We start from the raw sequence: 18058 nt of genomic DNA, 5'->3' as shown, positions 1-18058 counted from the left end.
AAAAAAATTACGCAGCCGTCGCAAAATCGTTTGACCAGCTAGGTGAGCTTTATCATCAGCAATACGGCTACAATAAGCACACCATGGAAGCGTATTTCAACAGCATGAAATACTATAATCTTATTGGTGATTCACTGAGTTACTACAACGTACACATCAGCATCGGAAATTACTATACGCAGGATTATTTCATGCAGTCGTACGCTGAACAATATTTGAATAGAGCGCAACATTATTTTGAACGTACCCACAACCAGCCCAAAGTGATTGAGTGCCGAATCGGAATTGCAAACATTGACGAGAAGAAGGAGCCAATTTCTAAAAACCTGGTTACTGAATTAAGGGCTACTGAGCAGATGTGCGTTATATACAAACAGCCCTACTTTCAGACCTATGCTCTGAATTTACTAGCTGATACGTACCTGCGATTAAAAAGGCCCGACTCGGCAAATTATTTTGCCAGCCGGAGCTTAGTTATGGCTAAACAACTGAGAATCAAGTGGCTTATTTCACTTAATTACTTTTATTTGGGTATTGTCGAGCAGTTTAGAAACCAGCATGAGAAGGCAATCGCCTATTACCAGAAGAGCTACGTTATTGCCGAAGCAGAAAAGAACATTTCTACGCTCCGTGAACTGTCGAAGCATACTGCCGATAGCTATTCATACATTAAAGACTACAAGAATGCGTATCGGTACTCACTAAAGACACTGGATTTTACCAATCAATTTTATTACTCTCAACAAACGAAAAGTATCCGTCTCCAGGAACTCGACAGCCAAATAAAGACGCTGGCCGTAGAAAAAGAACTGGCGGAAGAGCAAAGTAGGCATCAACGTATCATCAATTCAACCTTGATCTCTATTTTACTCATCAGCGTATTAGGCGTGGTAGCGCTGGTTTTCCTGCGTCGTCAGCAAAAATTAATCGCGCATCAGCAATCGGTTATTGCCCAGCAACAGATTCGTCAACTGGAACTGAAATCGTTACAGGCCATGATCGAAGGGCAAGAAGGGGAACGTAGCCGGATCGCCCGTGATTTGCACGATGGATTAGGCATTCAGTTATCGCGAATTAAACTTTTTGTTGAAGCTCACCAGGAATTATTACCCATTTCAGTGAAAGATCCATTGAACCAGTTTCTGGACGAAGCCTGTACCGAAACCCGCCTAATCTCCAATAACCTACGGCCTTACGCCTTATCTACGTTCGGGCTTATTCCTGCACTCGACGATTTAATTCAGAAGCTGAACCTGGTCAATGAAACCAAACTGGTTCTGGAACATTACGGCGACATTCCAGACCTGGTCGATGAAGCTTCCGTAATGCTTTATCGGGTGGTACAGGAGCTATTGAACAACGCCCTCAAGCACGCCCAGGCTAAAACGATCACGATTCAGATCATGGCCAACGATGAATCACTCCTGGTCAGCGTCGATGATGACGGGCAGGGAGGTGACTTCCCGGACGCCCCCTCGAAGGGCAACGGGATTGCCAATATCAAGTCGCGCATTGCTTACCTGGGTGGCCAGGTCATGTGGCAAAGCGCGGTTGAAAGAGGCACGTCGGTCATGATTTCCCTACCCATGACCAAACTGGTCAAACCTGTTCCCCTAGCTATAGCCTGACCTACCCGGACGGGCTATCAAGCCAGACATGTGTCTGATTGTCCTTTTAACGCACTTACTCAATCCTTTATATAACAACTAATTCTACTCTTATGATTAAACATGTGCTTTCAGGGGCCGTACTGTTGAGCAGCTGGCTTAGTGTCAGTGCTCAGGAGCGAACGGCCACAAGACCAGCCATCGATAAAAAGTCGACGGTGCTGGCATCGACAAGGGGCGCTAAAAGTGACGTCAGTGGGCCATCAGACGTGAAAGGTCTGATTAAGGGAACGGTCTCTGACGAAAAAGGAAATGGACTTCCGGGAGCTACCGTATCGGTAAAAGGAACCCAGTTGGGAACCACTACCGATGTGAACGGGACCTTCTCGATCAACATGCCGGCGGATGCCAAAACACTCGTGATTTCCTTCATTGGCATGACCACGCAGGAGGTTGTAGTTGGTAGCCGCACAACGCTGAACATTACCCTGCAAAACACTGGTCAGGCACTGGACGAGGTAGTCGTTATTGGCTACGGCACCCAGAAACGGTCGGACGTAACATCGTCGATCACTACGGTTAAAGCGTCGGATCTGAAAGACATTCCGGCCGCCGGTATCGACCAGTTGCTACAAGGCAAAGCCGCCGGGGTAACGGTTACCAGCAATGGTGGGCAACCGGGTGGTGGTGTATCGGTGAAAGTACGGGGCGTAACGTCGATCAACAGCAATGACCCGCTGTTCGTGATCGATGGCGTGCCGTTCGTCGGTGGTAACACCTCATCCAACACCGGTTACGCTGGCCTGGGTGGAGGCGATGGGCAGACCGGCAACTCGGTGATGGCCATGCTGAACCCCAACGACATCGAATCGATCGACGTGTTGAAAGATGCCTCGGCGCAGGCTATTTACGGATCGCAGGCCGCCAACGGCGTTATTCTGATCACGACCAAGAAAGGCAAGCAGGGCGAAGGCAAGATCAGCTACGAGATGTACACGGGTGCGTCGGAAGTGGCCCGCCGCCTCGACCTGATGGATCTACGCTCGTTCGCCAAATACCAGAACGCCGTATTGCCCATCATTGGTAACCCCGTTTCGGATGAGTTCAAAAACCCTGATCTACTCGGCAAAGGCACCGACTGGCAGGAAGCCATGTTCCAGCGCGGAACGATCAATAACCATCAGTTGAGCTTCTCGGGTGGGCAGAACAAAACGACGTATTACCTCTCGCTGAACTACTTCGACAACAAGGGTATCCTGCTTGGTTCTGATTTCAAACGCTACTCGTCGCGCTTTAGCCTCGACACGCAATTGAAGAGCTGGGTGAAAGTAGGCATCAGCGCCAACGTATCGCGCAGTATCCAGAATGTATCGCTGGCCGATGCCGCCGAAGGCACGATCTGGTGGGGTGCATCGACCAGCCCACTAACGCCGATCAAAAACATCGACGGCACCTGGGGTGGTGGCCAAACGGTTGGCGGCGTGCAATATTATGGCTCCAACCTGGTTGGTAACAGCCAGTTCCGGGGTAATACCAAAACGACCAACAACATTTTCGGTAGCCTCTATGCCGAACTGACACTGGCGAAAGGACTGACCCTGCGAAACGACCTGTCGTACTCACTGGGACAGGATAACAACATTGCCTACCAGAAAGCAGGGAACGTAGGCAGCACCTCGTTCCGCAGCAAACTGATCGACGGCCGTTCTGACAGCTATTACTGGTCGCTGACAAACTACCTGAACTACAACCTGTATCAGGGTAAACACGGTATTCAGGCAACGTTGGGTCACCAGGCGCAGAACTCGTACTACCAGGGCATTTCGGGTACGAAAGTGGATTTGCAAGCCAACATTTTTGACCTCAGCACTGGTAGCGCCGACCAGACAACCTGGGGCCTGAACGGTGGCAAAGGGCAGTGGGCGATGGAATCGTATTTCGCCCGCGCCAACTACACGTTCGACGATAAATACTCGCTGTCGGCCAGTATCCGTACAGACGGCTCATCGAACTTTGGCCCAAACAACCGGTGGGGCGTTTTCCCCGGTGTGTCGGCTGGCTGGACGGTGTCGAACGAGAAGTTCATGAAAGGCTCGGTGTCTAATGTACTGAGCTACACCAAGCTACGCGTTGGCTACGGCGTTGTGGGTAACCAGAACTTCCCCGGTGGCGCGCCAAACCCGGCTTATGTGGGTGCCGTAACCTTCTTCTCAGGACCAGTTGGTTTCGGCTCGTCGAACATGATCAACGGTATTCCAAACCCGAACCTGAAGTGGGAATCCGTAAAAACGGCCAACGTCGGTGTTGACCTGGGCTTCCTGGGTGGCCGCGTCGACGCAACCATCGACGTGTACAAGAAAGTAACGTCCGACATGATTATCTTCCTGACGGGCCCGAACCTGATCGGTGTGGGCGACCAGTGGGATGACCTGAAAGCACCGCTGGGTAATGCCGGTCAGATGACCAACACCGGTGTGGATATCGGTATTACGACGACCAACATCAAGAAAGGGAATTTCAGTTGGAAGACGAACCTCGTGTTCACGCAGTTCAACAACACCTACGACAAAGCCGCTTCGGCCGCCTCGGCCCTTGATGGTAAAGTGTACTACAACAACTACCTGATCACGCACACCACGCCGGGCCGTCCGGTTGGTTCATTCTGGGGTCTGCAAACCGATGGGCTCTACCGCACTCAGGCTGATCTGGACGCCAGCCTGCCGCAGTTTGGCTACAAAGTGAACCAGACAGAAACGTGGCTGGGCGACATTCGCTTCAAAGATCAGAACGGCGACAAGAAGATCGATGCCAGCGACTACACGTTCATTGGTAGCCCACTGCCTAAGTTCACCTACGGCTTCACCAACAGCTTCAACTACGGTGATTTCGACCTGTCGGTGTTCCTGCAAGGTAGCCAGGGTGCCAAAGCCTATAACTTCCTGCGCTGGCAGTTGGAAGGCCTGAACAACGCCTATACCAACCAGATGAACACGGTAAACGACCGCTACTCGGCCGAGAACCCGAACGGATCATTACCCCGGTTTACGAACACCAACAAGAACAACACGGCCATGTCGGACAGGTACGTTGAGGACGCATCGTACATGCGGATTCAGAATATCTCGATTGGCTACCGGTTGCCAAAAGCACTGTTGAGCCGCATCAAGGTGCAGAATCTGCGCATCTACGGTACCGTACAGAACCTGAAGACCTTTACGAAATATTCGGGCTACGATCCTGAAATCGGCGCGTTCAACAACAGCATCAAGCTCATGAACGTCGACACCGGCCACTACCCGAACCCACGTACGTTCACGATCGGCGCCAACCTTCAATTTTAAAAAACGTCAGTACGCTGCGCTGTCATTATTAAGTGGTCATTAGTTGTCATTAATCGTAAATGGCATCCAATAACAACCAATGACCACTTAATGACAGCGCAGCGTACTGACAACAAATGACGTTAACATAATGAAACGCAAACTCATATATGCAGCCATGCTGGTTCCGGCTCTGTTCCTGACCAGTTGCAAAGAAGATTTCATTGAACGGCCTTCGTTGTCGGGTACCACAACCGGTAACTACTACAACAACGCCGAAGAAGTACGGGCCGCCACCAGCACGCTATACAGCGGCCTGCCCTGGCGCAATTACGAAAGCCGCGCCCAGGATGCGATCGGCGACGTGATGGCCGGTAACATGTTCACCTACACCGACGTCGAGTACCTGAACTTCTCAGTGTCGTCCGCATCGGAGCGCATTGGTGCATCGTGGGGGGCTTTTTACAAGATTATCGGCTACGCCAACGTGATGATCAAAACGTTTGAAGAGAAAAAAGCCGCCGGTGGTGGAGCCGCTTACCTGGACCCCGCCATTGCCGAAGCCCACTACATCCGGGGTATGCTGTACTTCTTCATTGCACGTACCTGGGGTGCCGCACCGATCATCACTGATCCGGGAGCAACGGCATTATCGGGCAACTTCAATATTCCGCGCTATTTGCAGAAAGACGTGCTTCGGTTTGCACTGGAAGAAATGCAGCTCGCCGAGAAAGGCTTACCCGAATCGGACGTACCTGGCCGCCTGACCAAGTATGTGGCCAAGGGAATGATGTCGAAACTATACCTGTATCAGAAAGACTACGCCAACGCGAAAGCAAAAGCCGAAGAGGTAATCAATTCGGGCAAATACACGCTGGTTAGTGATTACACGGGCATGTTTACGAAAGCGGCTATGAACAACAATGCTGAATCACTCTTCTCGATTCAGCACCAGTTTGCGCAGGACCCCTGGGGAACGGGTAACATCAAGAACCCGGATCGGGGCGCGGGTGCGCTACGCACCGCCGAGGCCGATGCCTGGGAAATGTATGTACCGTCGGTAGATATGCTGAAAGAATATGAGTTCGGTGATCTGCGCCGTAAATGGTCAGTGATGGAACACGGCTGGACAAACCCGAACTGGAAGCCACAACGCGCCAATGCACCCGCCTACAACGCGTTTATGGCCAACGGCTTCAAATACGACACCATTCAACCGGTGGCCGATGGCGGTAGCCTGGCTCCAACCCGGGCCAACATCGTGAAGTACTTCGCTGGTCCCGGTAAAGGATTCGGGGGTGACCCGGTACTGGGTCAGAACTCAGGCAACAACGTGGTGCTGCTTCGCTACGCCGACATTCTGCTGATCTACGCCGAGGCAGTTCTGGGTGGTCAAGCCTCAACGTCGGATGCGAAAGCACTGGATGCGTTGAACAAAGTGCGGAGCCGTGCCGGTCTGCCTGCGAAGTCGGTGATCACGAACAAGGATATTCTGCACGAGCGCCGGGTCGAGTTTGCTTTTGAAGGAGACTACTGGTACGACATTCAGCGTCAGGGATATGCGGCCGCGAAAGCGATCATCGAGAAACAGGATCGGGGCACGAAGGCGTACTCGAGCTTCATCACCAATTTCTCTGAAGACAAAATGTTCCTGCCCATCCCGGCTGGCGAGATTGTACAAGACCCTGAGTTAGGCCGGGATCCTGTTCCGTATTATAAGTGATACCGGATTGGGAATGCCGGATTTGGGATTTGCTTCGCTTGATACAGTTCCTAAGCGAAGCAAATTCCAAATCCGATATCTCAAACCCCAAATTCTACAAAACACATGAAATTCAATCCTTTATATAGCGTAGCGAGCCTGTCTGCATTGGCTCTGGCAACCGGGTTGGCGATCAGCTCCTGCCAAAAAGATACCGACGGAAGTCCCCAGATTGGGCCCGGCAACCCCGTTGCTACCAAGGTCATGCCCGACTCGGCGGCCGGTGGCGCACTGGTAACCCTGACCGGAACCGGCCTGGGCGATATTCGGACGATCATGTTCGAGAAACAGAACGTACCTGCCGGTTTCCAAACCACCCTCAACACGGATGGCGCAATCCTGTTCCGCGTCCCTACCGAGGCGGCGGGTGGTAAGCAGAACATCATGCTTACCAACAGTGCTGGTCAAACCCTGACGGTACCGTTCAAAGTACTGGCGTTCCCGACCGTGTCGACCATTTCGATGTACGACTTCACCAAAGGCACCAAAGTGACCATCACCGGTAATAACCTGGACGATGTAACGTCTGTGGCCGTGGCCGATTCGCTGAAAGGCATTTCGGATGCCGCCACGATCGTGTCGAAGTCGAAGAAAGAACTGGTGATCACCATGCCCGCTTCGTCGCTGAACCGGGGTACGCTGGCGATCACAAACAGCACCGGCCGTATCCGCACAAAGCAGGAGTTTACCAATATCGATAAAGCACTTACTGTTTTCACCGATTCGTATAGCACTGGTTATCAAGACAATTCGTGGGGCGACGCTGGTGCCGTATCAACAAAAGAGGCTGTGTTCGGCACCGCCTCGGCAGCCAAAAACTACCAGAAAGGCAACTGGCACCTGATGTGTTTTGCCAACTGGGGTGGTGTAAAATACGATGCCTCGTACACGTACCTAACGGGCTGGATCAAAGGCGGGTCGGTCGATTATCCGCTGTTTGTTACCACCGACGCCAGCAAAGCCGGATTCGGCAACTTTGTTGATGCCAACCAGATCAACGTGAAAGCGGGCGTCTGGAACTACTTCAAAATCAAGCTATCGGATATGGATTTCTGGGCACCGGGCAGCACCATGCAGCAGCTAGGTTTCCGCATCAAAGGGCCAGACAAGCAGGATGAAGTATTCTACTTCGACAACATCATGCTGGTGAAGTAATTCCCTTTTTCCAGGTACGTTGCCTTGCCGACGGCCTGAGCAACGTACCTGGAAACTGAAAAGAGCACCGGACTTATTCGGTGCTCTTTTTCTAAGCAACCATCTGGCAATCAGCCTATATTGCTCAATACTCAGTCAGAATCAACCCGTTTGCTCAACATGAAATCGCCTCTCCTTTTAGTCCTGTGCCTGATTGCGACCTTCGCAGCTTATAGTCAGGGGAACAACTACAAGCAGAATTACACCAAGTTTCAGAATCTGGCACCGACGCCCCCGATGGGCTGGAATAGCTGGAACAAATTTGCCTGCAATGTCAACGAACAGATGATCCGGCAAATCGCCGACGCACTGGTTTCGACCGGCATGAAAGAAGCAGGCTACACCTACATCAACATCGACGACTGCTGGCATGGCGACCGCGATTCGCTTGGCTTTATCCATCCAGACCCGAAACGCTTTCCATCCGGCATGAAAGCCCTGGCCGACTATATCCACAGTAAAGGGCTGAAAATGGGTATCTATTCCGATGCCGGTTCGCAAACCTGCGGGGGACGGCCCGGCAGTCGGGGCTACGAGTTTCAGGATGCGCAGACCTACGCGAAGTGGGGCGTCGATTACCTGAAATATGACTGGTGCAATACCGAGGGCCTCAAAGCTGAAGGCGCTTATAAAACCATTACCGCCGCCCTGCAAAAAGCCGGTCGGCCAATGGTGCTGAGCATCTGTGAATGGGGCAACGACAAACCCTGGGTCTGGGGGCCAAACGTGGGCCACCTGTGGCGGACCACCGGCGATATCTACAATTGCTTCGACTGCATCAACGATCACGGCAGTTGGAAATCATGGGGCGTGATGCAGATTCTCGACAAGCAGGAAGGCCTTCGCCAATACGCCGGACCCGGCCACTGGAACGACCCGGATATGCTTGAAGTGGGCAACGGTATGGTCGAAAATGAGGACCGCGCCCATTTCTCGATGTGGGCCATGATCGCAGCACCACTGATTGCGGGCAACGATCTCCGGTCGATGAGCCCGGCCACGAAAGCCATTTTGATGAATAAAGACGTTGTCGCTATTGATCAGGACGCGGCTGGTATTCAGGGCTTTAAACATACAGTTAAAGACAGTCTGGAGACCTGGTTTAAACCGCTGGCGGGTGGCGACTGGGCGGTATGCTTCCTGAACCGCAGCAAATCTACCCAGCCCGTCAACGTCGACTGGAGCCGCGACGTGATCAACGACGCCGTCTCTAAACAATCGATTGCCACCAACGCCAAACCATACCTCATCACCAACCTGTGGACAAAACAGGCGATGGGTACCACCGCCCAACCGCTTAAAGCCAACGTACCCAGCCACGATGTGCTGATGATCCGATTACGCAAACAGTAAGTTGCCTGGTGCTGCTGTGCTTCGCATAAACGATACAATTACCCTCTATCCAGTAAACAAGACGTCTTTATCTGAAAAACTTTTCCCTTACTCTTATGCTGTATTCTTCATCCAAAGCGCGTCAACGGGCGTTTAGCGGCAACAGCCGATTCCTCTTGGTATTCATTCTTTTTTTAACTGCACGACTGACCAGTTTTGCCGCTGACCCAATTCGGGTCGAGGCCGAAACGGGCGTGCTGACGGGCGTAACCATCGCCACTGCTACCGCTGGCTACTCAGGGTCTGGGTACGTTACCGGCCTCGATGCCGACACGGACAAGATTACGGTTACGTTTACGGCCAAAGCAGGCCTATATGATCTGAGCATCGGCTACTCTTCTCCATTCGGCAATAAAGGCATTGATTTTCAGGTCAACGACGAGAAAGGCAACGGAACGCTGACTCAGACAAGCACCGGTTTTAAAGCGGCAGGACTGGGTAAATTCCTGTTGAAAGAAGGCCAGAATACGATCACCGTCTTTCGGGGATGGGGTTACTACGACGTTGACTATCTGCTCCTTACCCCCTCTACGCCCGTAATACCGAATAAACCACCCAAAACGCTGGTCGATGCACAGGCAACGGCGTCGACGAAGGGGCTGTTCTCCTATATTGTGGATCAGTACGGCAGCAAAGTAATCTCGGCGCAGCAGGACGATGTCGAATATATTTTGGAGAAAACGGGCAAAGAACCCGCCATCGGCTCCTTCGACCTTATCGAATATTCGCCTACCCGCGTGCAGAACGGCAGTAAGCCCGGCCGAACCAGCGAAGCCATCATCGACTGGGCCAAAAAAGGCGAAGGCCGGGGTATTATCAGCCTGATGTGGCACTGGAACGCCCCTACCGACCTCATCAACCAGGCACCCGACAAGCTCTGGTGGCGCGGCTTCTACACCGACGCCACCACGTTTGATATTGCGGCGGTGCTGGCCGACAAAAACGGTGCGAAATACAAGCTGTTGCTGAGCGACATTGACGCCATTGCCGTTCAACTCAAGAAATTACAGGCCGCCGACGTACCTGTGCTCTGGCGACCGTTGCATGAAGCCCCCGGCGGCTGGTTCTGGTGGGGTGCTAAAGGCGCAGGGCCTTTCAAAGAACTATGGGCCTTGATGTACGACCGCCTCACTAATTTTCACAGCCTCCATAACCTGATCTGGGTCTACACCGCCACCGACACGTTCAATGCCGACTGGTATCCCGGCGATCAGTACGTCGATGTGGTTGGCCTGGATATCTACGCCGACGCCAGCTCGAACATGAGCGGCAACTGGGGTAGTGCACTCACGCCGCTGAACGGTAAAAAACTGGTGACTCTTTCCGAAACAGGCAACCTGCCCAATGCCGACAAAGTGCGTGCTTTCGGAACGTGGTGGTCGTGGTTCTCGGTCTGGACCGGCAGCGACTACATCAAAAAGCAGCCGGTCGACCAACTCAAAGCCGTCTTCCTCGACAACGACGTGATCACCCGCGACGAGCTGCCCGACTGGCGGTATGTAGCCCCGCTGATCACGGCAGTAGAGCCGTCTTTTCAGTTAACCGTATTAGGCAATCCGGTGCAAGGCGATCAGGTCAACCTGGAAATTAAGGGTGCAGAAGCCGGCCCGCTCACGCTCCGGTTGACCAATCTGTTGGGCCACCAACTGCATGAGCAAACCGTTGAACCAATATCAGCTACGTCGCGCCACCAACTTCCACTGACGGGGCAGGCCGGTGTCTATTTACTGCAAGTCAGTAGTCAGCGTGGCGCGAAGACTTTCAGGATTGTGAAGTATTGATTCCGGTCTCACCGGGCTTTGCCCGGTGCAAGTGATGCGCTGCCAGACTAAAAGTGTAAGCACCCATCAGGTACGTTGCCAGCAGCGCATCACTTGCACCGGGCAAAGCCCGGTGAAACTAAAATTCCTAAACCGCCAATGAAACTCATCAAACTTACTCTATTCGCGAGCCTGCTGCTGGTCGCCGTAATCCCAACCCAGGCCCAGAAACTCGGTCTCTTCGACGGACATACCGATATTGGCAACGTAGCTAAAAAAGGATCAGCACAGTTCGACCCGAAAACCAATGACTACACAATGACCGGAGCAGGTTATAACATCTGGTTCGATCACGACGAATTTCACTTCATGTGGAAGCGAATAAAAGGTGATTTCATTCTGACTACCCGCGCCTCGTTGGTTGGTAAAGGCGTTGACCCACATCGGAAAGTAGGCTGGATGGTTCGCAGCAGCCTCGATAGTAATTCGGCACACATCAACGTAGCCGAGCATGGCGACGGGCTAACGTCGCTACAGTTCCGGCGTACGAAGGGAGCTAAAACCGAAGAAGTACGCTCGAAAATGACGGGTGCCGATGTGATTCAGCTCGAACGGCAGGGCAACAAATACATCATGTCGGTGGCCAAATTCGGCGACACGTTCGTAACCGAAGAAGTGACCGATCTGGATCTGGGCGACGAAGTGTATGTAGGCCTGTTCATCGGTTCGCATAACAAAGACGTGGTCGAGCAAGGCATTTTTCAGGATGTGCGCCTGTACGTACCTGCCCCCGCTACGCTGGTTCCTTACAAACAGTACCTCGGCAGCGACCTTGAAGTGCTGGACGTGGCTACTGGTCGCCGTGAAAAACTGTATCACTCGCCTGAATCGATTCAGGCACCGAACTGGACGCTCGACAATAAAGCGTTGATCTACAACAGCAATGGCAAAATCTACCGCTTCGACCTGAAAAAGAAGACCCCAACCCTGCTCAACACCGGCGAGGTGACCAACAATAATAATGACCACGTGATCTCCTTCGATGGCAAGATGCTGGGCCTCAGCAACAGCAACACGCCAACACCCGATGGGCCTAGATCGATCATCTACACGGTGCCTATCAGTGGTGGCACACCCAAACGAATCACGCCTATCGGCCATTCGTACCTGCACGGCTGGTCGCCCGACGGGCAGTGGCTGGTCTTCACCGCCGAACGGAACGGTGATTACAACATCTACAAAGTACCGGCGGAAGGTGGCCCTGAGGTTCAGCTCACAACGGCAAAAGGCCTCGACGATGGCCCCGAATATTCGCCCGACGGCAAGTACATCTATTTCAATTCGACCCGCAGCGGCCTGATGCAGCTCTGGCGCATGAAGCCCGACGGCAGTGAGCAGGAGCAAATCACCAACGACGAGTTCAACAACTGGTTTCCGCACATTTCGCCCGACGGCAAGCAGATGGTGTTCCTCTCATTTGGTCAGGACGTAAAGCCCGACGACCATCCGTTCTACAAGCATGTTTACCTCCGTCAATTGCCCATCGAAAACGGCAACCTCGCCAAAACCAAACCCAGAACGATCGCTTATCTCTACGGCGGACAAGGCACGATCAACACGCCATCGTGGTCGCCAGATAGCAAAAAGGTAGCGTTTATCAGCAATTCGGCGCCATTAACAGCAGCCCCTGTTTCGGGCAAATAGCTACCTCTGGGTACGTTGTTTTGCTTCGCGTTGTAGGACCTTCGTTATCGCTCGCTTATAGCGAGTGACAACGAAGTGACAGGAAACTCAGGTACGTGCATGACGACCTTGAGTGGGCGTGCAATCGTGATCCTGTCGGAGACCGCACCGGCTGACCAGCTTAGTCGAAGGGCTACGCGAAGCAATATAAACACCGCGAAGCCAACCGACGCGAAGCAGCAAAACACACCTTGTCTGCCGATAGCGTTAGCCCAACCGTTCGGCAAACTGAGCGCTGGTTTTTGCCCGTACTTCGTCCAGCGTAGCGCCGGGCATAAGTTCGATCAGGGTTAGTTTCCCTTCGGGGAAAGCAAATACGGCTAGTTCGGTGATGATCAGGTCAACGGCATTCAGGGCGGTGATGGGCAGGGCACAGGCCGGCACGATCTTCGAAGAACCGTCGGGGTTGGTGTGCGTGAGGGTGATAATCAGTTTCTTCGCGCCAGAGGCAAGGTCCATCGCCCCGCCAACGCCTAACAATGGCTTACCGGGAACGGCCCAGTTCGCCAGATTACCGGCTTCGTCTACCTCCAGACCACCCATAACAGCGATGTCGATATGCTTACCGCGAATCATGCCGAATGAATCGGCACTGTCGAAATAGCTGCTACCGGGGATGGCCGTCACCGGAATCTTACCGGCATTGACCGGGTACTGCATGGCCCCGCCGCCATCAGTGGGTGCCGGTCCAATACCCAACATCCCGTTTTCGGTATGCAGCATAACGCCATGTTCGGGCGTCAGCAGATCGGCAACCAGGGTCGGAATACCAATGCCCAGATTCACCACATCGCCCGCCTGTAGTTCGGCCAGCGCCCGTTTTGCCATGTTCAGGCGGGCCTCATCCACCCTCCGGCCTGCCGAAACAGATACCGACATGCCCAGATCTTCGGGGGTGAGTGTCGCCTGCACCAGGTAATCGACGTAGCAGCCGGGCGTATGAATATGCTCGGGCTCGATGGCCCCAACAGGCACAATCTCTTCCACTTCCGCAATGACCAGATCGGCGGCAGTAGCCATGGCCTTGTTGAAATTCTGCTCGGTCATCCGGTACGTCAAGTTCCCGGCGGTGTCGGCCCGCCACGCCCGGATAAAGGCTACGTGGCCCCGAATACCCTTGACAAACACCTGCTCTACACCGTCGATCACCTTGGTTTCCTGTCCGTTGGCAATCAGTGTGCCCGCCGCCGTGGGCGTATAAAAACCGCCGATCCCGGCTCCACCCGCCCGAATAGCCTCGGCAAGCGTACCCTGCGGCAGCAACTCATAAGCCACCGCGCCCAACTGCGCTGCCCGAACGGCATCGGGGTTACTGGTAAAGAACGAACCGATCATTTTTTTAAGTTGTCCATTGCGCAGCAGCCGCCCACCGCCAAGTCCCGGTTCGCCCGTATTGTTGCCAATGAAGGTCAGGTTCTTCGTGCCCGCCTCGGCCAGTGCGTGCATCAGGTGTACGGGGTTGCCCGTCATCCCAAAACCGCCTTGCAATAGTGTATCGCCGTCTTTTACAAGGGCCGCCGCCTCATCGGCAGTAATCTGAGGAACTCGTTTCATAAGGTTTATTTCTACTACTATCCGATAATTTTTAGTAACTGACCACAGCTACTTTTTACACAACCAGCCCAAAAGTCATCTTCCCTAAATACGTTCCAACACTACGGCGTAGCCCTGGCCAACGCCGACGCACATGGTAGCCAGTGCGTATCGGCCGCGCTGAATCTGTAGCTCCAGCGCGGCCGAATAGAGAATACGGGCACCCGACATGCCGAGGGGATGGCCGAGGGCGATAGCGCCGCCGTTGGGGTTGATGCGCGCATCATTGTCGGCCAGGCCAAGCAGACGGGTACAGGCCAGGCTCTGGGCAGCAAAGGCTTCGTTCAACTCGATAATGTCGATCTGATCGAGGGTCAGTCCAGCTTTGGCCAGCGCCTGCTGCGTAGCCCCCACGGGGCCAATGCCCATGATGCGCGGCTCGACGCCCACCACCGCCGAACTGACGATGCGGGCCAGCGGCTTAAGTCCATAGCGAGAAATGGCCGTTTCAGAAGCCACCAGCACCGCCGCCGCGCCATCGTTGAGGCCCGACGCATTTCCGGCCGTGACTGTACCGCCCTGCTCGGCTTTCCTGAACGCTGTTTTGAGCTTAGCCAACCCTTCGGGCGTGGTGGCTGGCTTGATAAATTCATCGACATTGACCAGTAGATCATCCCCTTTTTTCTGAGGAATAGCCACGCCGACAATCTCCTGCGCCAACCGGCCTGACTGCTGAGCAGCGGCGGCTTTTTGCTGCGACCACCAGGCAAACTGATCCTGATCGGCCCGGCTGATCTGGTACAGCTCAGCGAGGTTTTCGGCCGTAACACCCATTGCATCAACGCCGTACAGATCCCGCATCCGGGGATTAATGAACCGCCAGCCAAAACTACTATCCGCCATTTCGGCGTCGTTGCCAAAGGGTTTCGACGTTTTGGAAATCACCCACGGGCCGCGTGTCATGTTCTCCACGCCGCCCGCAATAAACACCTCACCGTCGCCCGCCTGAATGGCCCGACCCGCCTGCACCACCGCCGACATCCCCGACGAACACAGCCGGTTAACGGTTTCGCCCGGTACGTGGTAGGGCAGTCCGGCCAGCAGCAGGGCCATGCGGGCCACGTTCCGGTTGTCGTCGCCCGCCTGATTGGCACAGCCCACTATCACATCGGCGTAGGCGTCGGGAGGAATGGCGGGGTTTTTCTCGACCAGTGCTTTGATGACCAACGCGGCCATATCGTCGGCGCGAATTGTGGCCAGCGACCCGCCGAAATTGCCAACGGGCGTTCGTATTCCGTCAATGATATAAGCGTTCATTCGCATTCGTTCAGTTTATCCAGATTCGTTTTCATAGCGTCGGCATTGATACCCATTGTTTGGGTGATGCTAAGGGCATGGCAGAGCGCCGTACCTGCGTTGCTCATCAGGCGCGGCAGGTTTTCCCATTCCAGCATCCAGGCGGTAGCGTCGCGTTCATTACCGTGTACGAGACTCTGAAGCTGGATTGCCGCCAACTGAGCCGTTTGCCGGGCCAGCATTACCAGCGCTTCGCTCAGGACGGGGTTGTTTTTATGCGGCATGGCGCTGGATTTGCCCCCACCTGCCACGTTCTCAACTACTTCGCCAAGTTCCGTCTGCCCCATAGTTAACACATCCTGCCCCAGTTTTCCCAACGTACCGGTGAGCAGCGCCAGCCAGTTGGCAAACTCGGCAAAGCCATCACGCTCGGTATGCCAGGGCGCGGCGTACCCAAGCGCCAGTTCAGTAGCCAACGCCTTCGCCACGGCCTCGCCACGGTCACCATATGCAGACAGATTCCCGACAGCACCACCCAGTTGAATGACCAGCAGGCGCGGCTTTAATTGATCGAGCCGGTCCAGATGCCGCCCAAGTGGACTGCGCCAAGTCGCCACTTTCTGGCCGAATGTGATGGGCTGCGCCTGCTGGGTACGTGTCCGGCCCATCATGGGTACGTTGCCGTACCGGGTTTGCAGGTCGTCAAGGCGAGTTAGCAGGTCATGGATGCGAGTGTCCAGCACAGACAGAACCGACCTGATGGCCAGTACCTGCGCTGTATCCATCATATCCTGCGATGTAGCACCAACATGCAGGTAACTCCGTGCCGATTCGGGCAATACAGCACGGACCTGCGTCAGCAACGGAATGGTCGGAACGCCGTTTTGGCGGGTTCCGTCGGCCAGCGAATCGGGGGTGACCGTCAGGCGGGGAATGATGTCGGCAATGGCCGATGCCGCATCGGCCGGTATAATTCCCAGTTGCCCTTGCACCGTTGCCAGCGCGCCTTCAAACATCAGCATCTGCCGGATGAAGGCCTCCTGCCCGCAAAGCTGGTTTATGTCGGGATCGGCCAGATACGTTGAATACATAGGTAGATGTGGGATGTGTTGATGATGCGTGTGGTGCTTCGCGCCAGACAACGGTAATCACGTCACCTCATAAATCAAAAAACACGGTTTCCTGCTCGCCCTGCAAGTGAATATCAAGGTGATAAGTGGTTCCTCCTACTGATGGAACGGCGCTGGCAATCAGTGTAGTACGTCGGTCTGAAGACACCGAATTCAGCAAGGCATCGTATTTGTTAGCAGCCTCGTCAGAAAAGTAGAGTCGGGTATACAATGCCCGCAGGGAGCCGCGCATGAGCAGAATGATGTTGATATGCGGCGCTACGTCCGGATTGGCACTACCCGGTTTGATTGTCTCGAACCGGAACACCGCACCGGGTTGTGTGCCCGTTCCAACGCGGCCAAAGCCAATAAATTCATGGCTGGCGTGATTGGCGATGCTGATTGGCTCGGTTCGATACGTACCTGTGGCGTCGGCTTGCCAGATTTCAACAATGGCATCGGGCACGGGGGCACCTTGTCCATCGAGGATACGGCCGGTGACGGAAATTCGCTCGCCCGGTGTGTCGGGGCCAATCAGTGTGTGGTTGGCGATGCTGTCGTAGGCGTACCCATACTGCATCGCCGTCAGGCTGTAGGCGAAGAACGGGCCGACGGTTTGTGAAGGCGTTTGACGGAGACGGTCCATTACTCGAAAGGGGTTTGGTAGCGGCCAGCCAGCACGATATTGAACTCGTAGGCCAGCGCAAATTCGGGTTCGGTCCAGTCCATGTTGAACCGGGCAATCAGCAGGTCACGGGCATGGGCGGGGGTCGACTGGAAGATCGGATCGAAGGCAAACAGCGGATCACCGGGGAAATACATCTGCGTAACAAGCCGCTGATCGAACTGGTGACCCAGCACCGAAAAATGGATGTGGTTGGGCCGCCAGGCGTTGTAATGATTGCCCCAGGGATAAGCCCCCGGCTTGATGGTGTAGAATGAATAGCGCCCGTCGCTGTCGGTCAGCACACGGCCGCTACCCAGAAAGTTGGGGTCGAGCGGCGCATCGTGGATTTCGGCTTTGTGAATGTAGCGACCCGCCGAGTTGGCCTGCCATATTTCGAGCAGCACGTTGAGTAGCGGTTTGCCTCTATCGTCCATGACCCGCCCCGCCACCTTGATCCGCTCACCGATTGGTTCGCCATTGACGCGGGCATTTCTGGTCAGGTCATTATCGTATTTTCCCAGCACCGACTCGCCAAAAACAGGCATCCGCAGGTCTTGCAGATGCTCCCGAACAAGTATCAACGGCCTGGTCGGACTGCGTAAAATGGTCGACTTGTAATCGGGTGAGAAGTGCGGTGGATGTACGTCGAAATTGATGAGTTCCATGGCGGGGATG

The 18058-nt window shown here is 54.3% G+C and carries 12 protein-coding genes; 7 read left to right on the top strand and 5 right to left on the bottom strand.

From position 1 onward, the window contains the following. Positions 1-104: 104 nt before the first annotated feature. The 7 genes from ACFE8Q_RS22095 to ACFE8Q_RS22065 all read left to right on the top strand — a co-directional run bounded on the left by ACFE8Q_RS22095 (position 105) and on the right by ACFE8Q_RS22065 (position 12739). Positions 105-1628, top strand: a complete 1524-nt coding sequence (locus ACFE8Q_RS22095) for an ATP-binding protein (protein WP_375447622.1) — start codon at positions 105-107, stop codon at positions 1626-1628. 92 nt (positions 1629-1720) lie between these two features. Continuing rightward, complete coding sequence (locus tag ACFE8Q_RS22090) at positions 1721-4948, top strand: SusC/RagA family TonB-linked outer membrane protein (protein WP_375447621.1); 3228 nt, start codon at positions 1721-1723, stop codon at positions 4946-4948. A 130-nt stretch (positions 4949-5078) separates the two neighbouring features. Beyond that, the gene (locus ACFE8Q_RS22085) at positions 5079-6650 is read left to right on the top strand and encodes a RagB/SusD family nutrient uptake outer membrane protein (RefSeq protein ID WP_375447620.1); all 1572 of its coding nucleotides are present in this window, start codon (positions 5079-5081) and stop codon (positions 6648-6650) included. Positions 6651-6755: 105 nt separating this feature from the next. Next, positions 6756-7844 carry an IPT/TIG domain-containing protein gene (locus ACFE8Q_RS22080; RefSeq protein ID WP_375447619.1) on the top strand — a complete coding sequence of 363 codons (1089 nt, stop codon included), beginning with the start codon at positions 6756-6758 and terminating at the stop codon, positions 7842-7844. 159 nt (positions 7845-8003) lie between these two features. Then, positions 8004-9236, top strand: coding sequence for a glycoside hydrolase family 27 protein (locus ACFE8Q_RS22075; protein WP_375447618.1), 1233 nt, complete (start codon positions 8004-8006; stop codon positions 9234-9236). A gap of 95 nt (positions 9237-9331) precedes the next feature. Beyond that, entirely contained in the window at positions 9332-11056 is a 1725-nt protein-coding gene (locus tag ACFE8Q_RS22070; protein WP_375447617.1) for a glycosyl hydrolase, read from the top strand. Between the two features lie 138 nt (positions 11057-11194). Then, positions 11195-12739 carry a TolB family protein gene (locus ACFE8Q_RS22065; protein WP_375447616.1) on the top strand — a complete coding sequence of 515 codons (1545 nt, stop codon included), beginning with the start codon at positions 11195-11197 and terminating at the stop codon, positions 12737-12739. Positions 12740-12985: 246 nt separating this feature from the next. Here the strand turns inward: ACFE8Q_RS22065 and ACFE8Q_RS22060 are convergent, their stop codons facing one another. The 5 genes from ACFE8Q_RS22060 to pcaH form a co-directional block, all read right to left on the bottom strand. Further along, entirely contained in the window at positions 12986-14332 is a 1347-nt protein-coding gene (locus tag ACFE8Q_RS22060; RefSeq protein WP_375447615.1) for a 3-oxoacid CoA-transferase, read from the bottom strand. A gap of 84 nt (positions 14333-14416) precedes the next feature. After that, positions 14417-15628: a 3-oxoadipyl-CoA thiolase gene (gene pcaF / locus ACFE8Q_RS22055; protein WP_375447614.1), complete on the bottom strand. Its 1212-nt coding sequence runs from the start codon at positions 15626-15628 to the stop codon at positions 14417-14419. Further along, the gene (locus ACFE8Q_RS22050) at positions 15625-16698 is read right to left on the bottom strand and encodes a lyase family protein (protein WP_375447613.1); all 1074 of its coding nucleotides are present in this window, start codon (positions 16696-16698) and stop codon (positions 15625-15627) included. Before ACFE8Q_RS22050 ends, pcaF begins: the two co-directional genes overlap by 4 nt. A gap of 67 nt (positions 16699-16765) precedes the next feature. Then, positions 16766-17362 carry a protocatechuate 3,4-dioxygenase subunit alpha gene (gene pcaG / locus ACFE8Q_RS22045; protein WP_375447612.1) on the bottom strand — a complete coding sequence of 199 codons (597 nt, stop codon included), beginning with the start codon at positions 17360-17362 and terminating at the stop codon, positions 16766-16768. Further along, positions 17362-18048, bottom strand: a complete 687-nt coding sequence (gene pcaH / locus ACFE8Q_RS22040) for a protocatechuate 3,4-dioxygenase subunit beta (protein WP_375447611.1) — start codon at positions 18046-18048, stop codon at positions 17362-17364. Before pcaH ends, pcaG begins: the two co-directional genes overlap by 1 nt. Positions 18049-18058: the final 10 nt, after the last annotated feature.

The sequence above is a fragment of the uncultured Fibrella sp. genome, from assembly GCF_964250085.1.
GTDB lineage: Bacteria > Bacteroidota > Bacteroidia > Cytophagales > Spirosomataceae > Fibrella.
The sequence above is the reverse complement of the archived record's forward strand: the minus strand, read 5'-3'. Positions and strand labels throughout refer to the sequence as shown.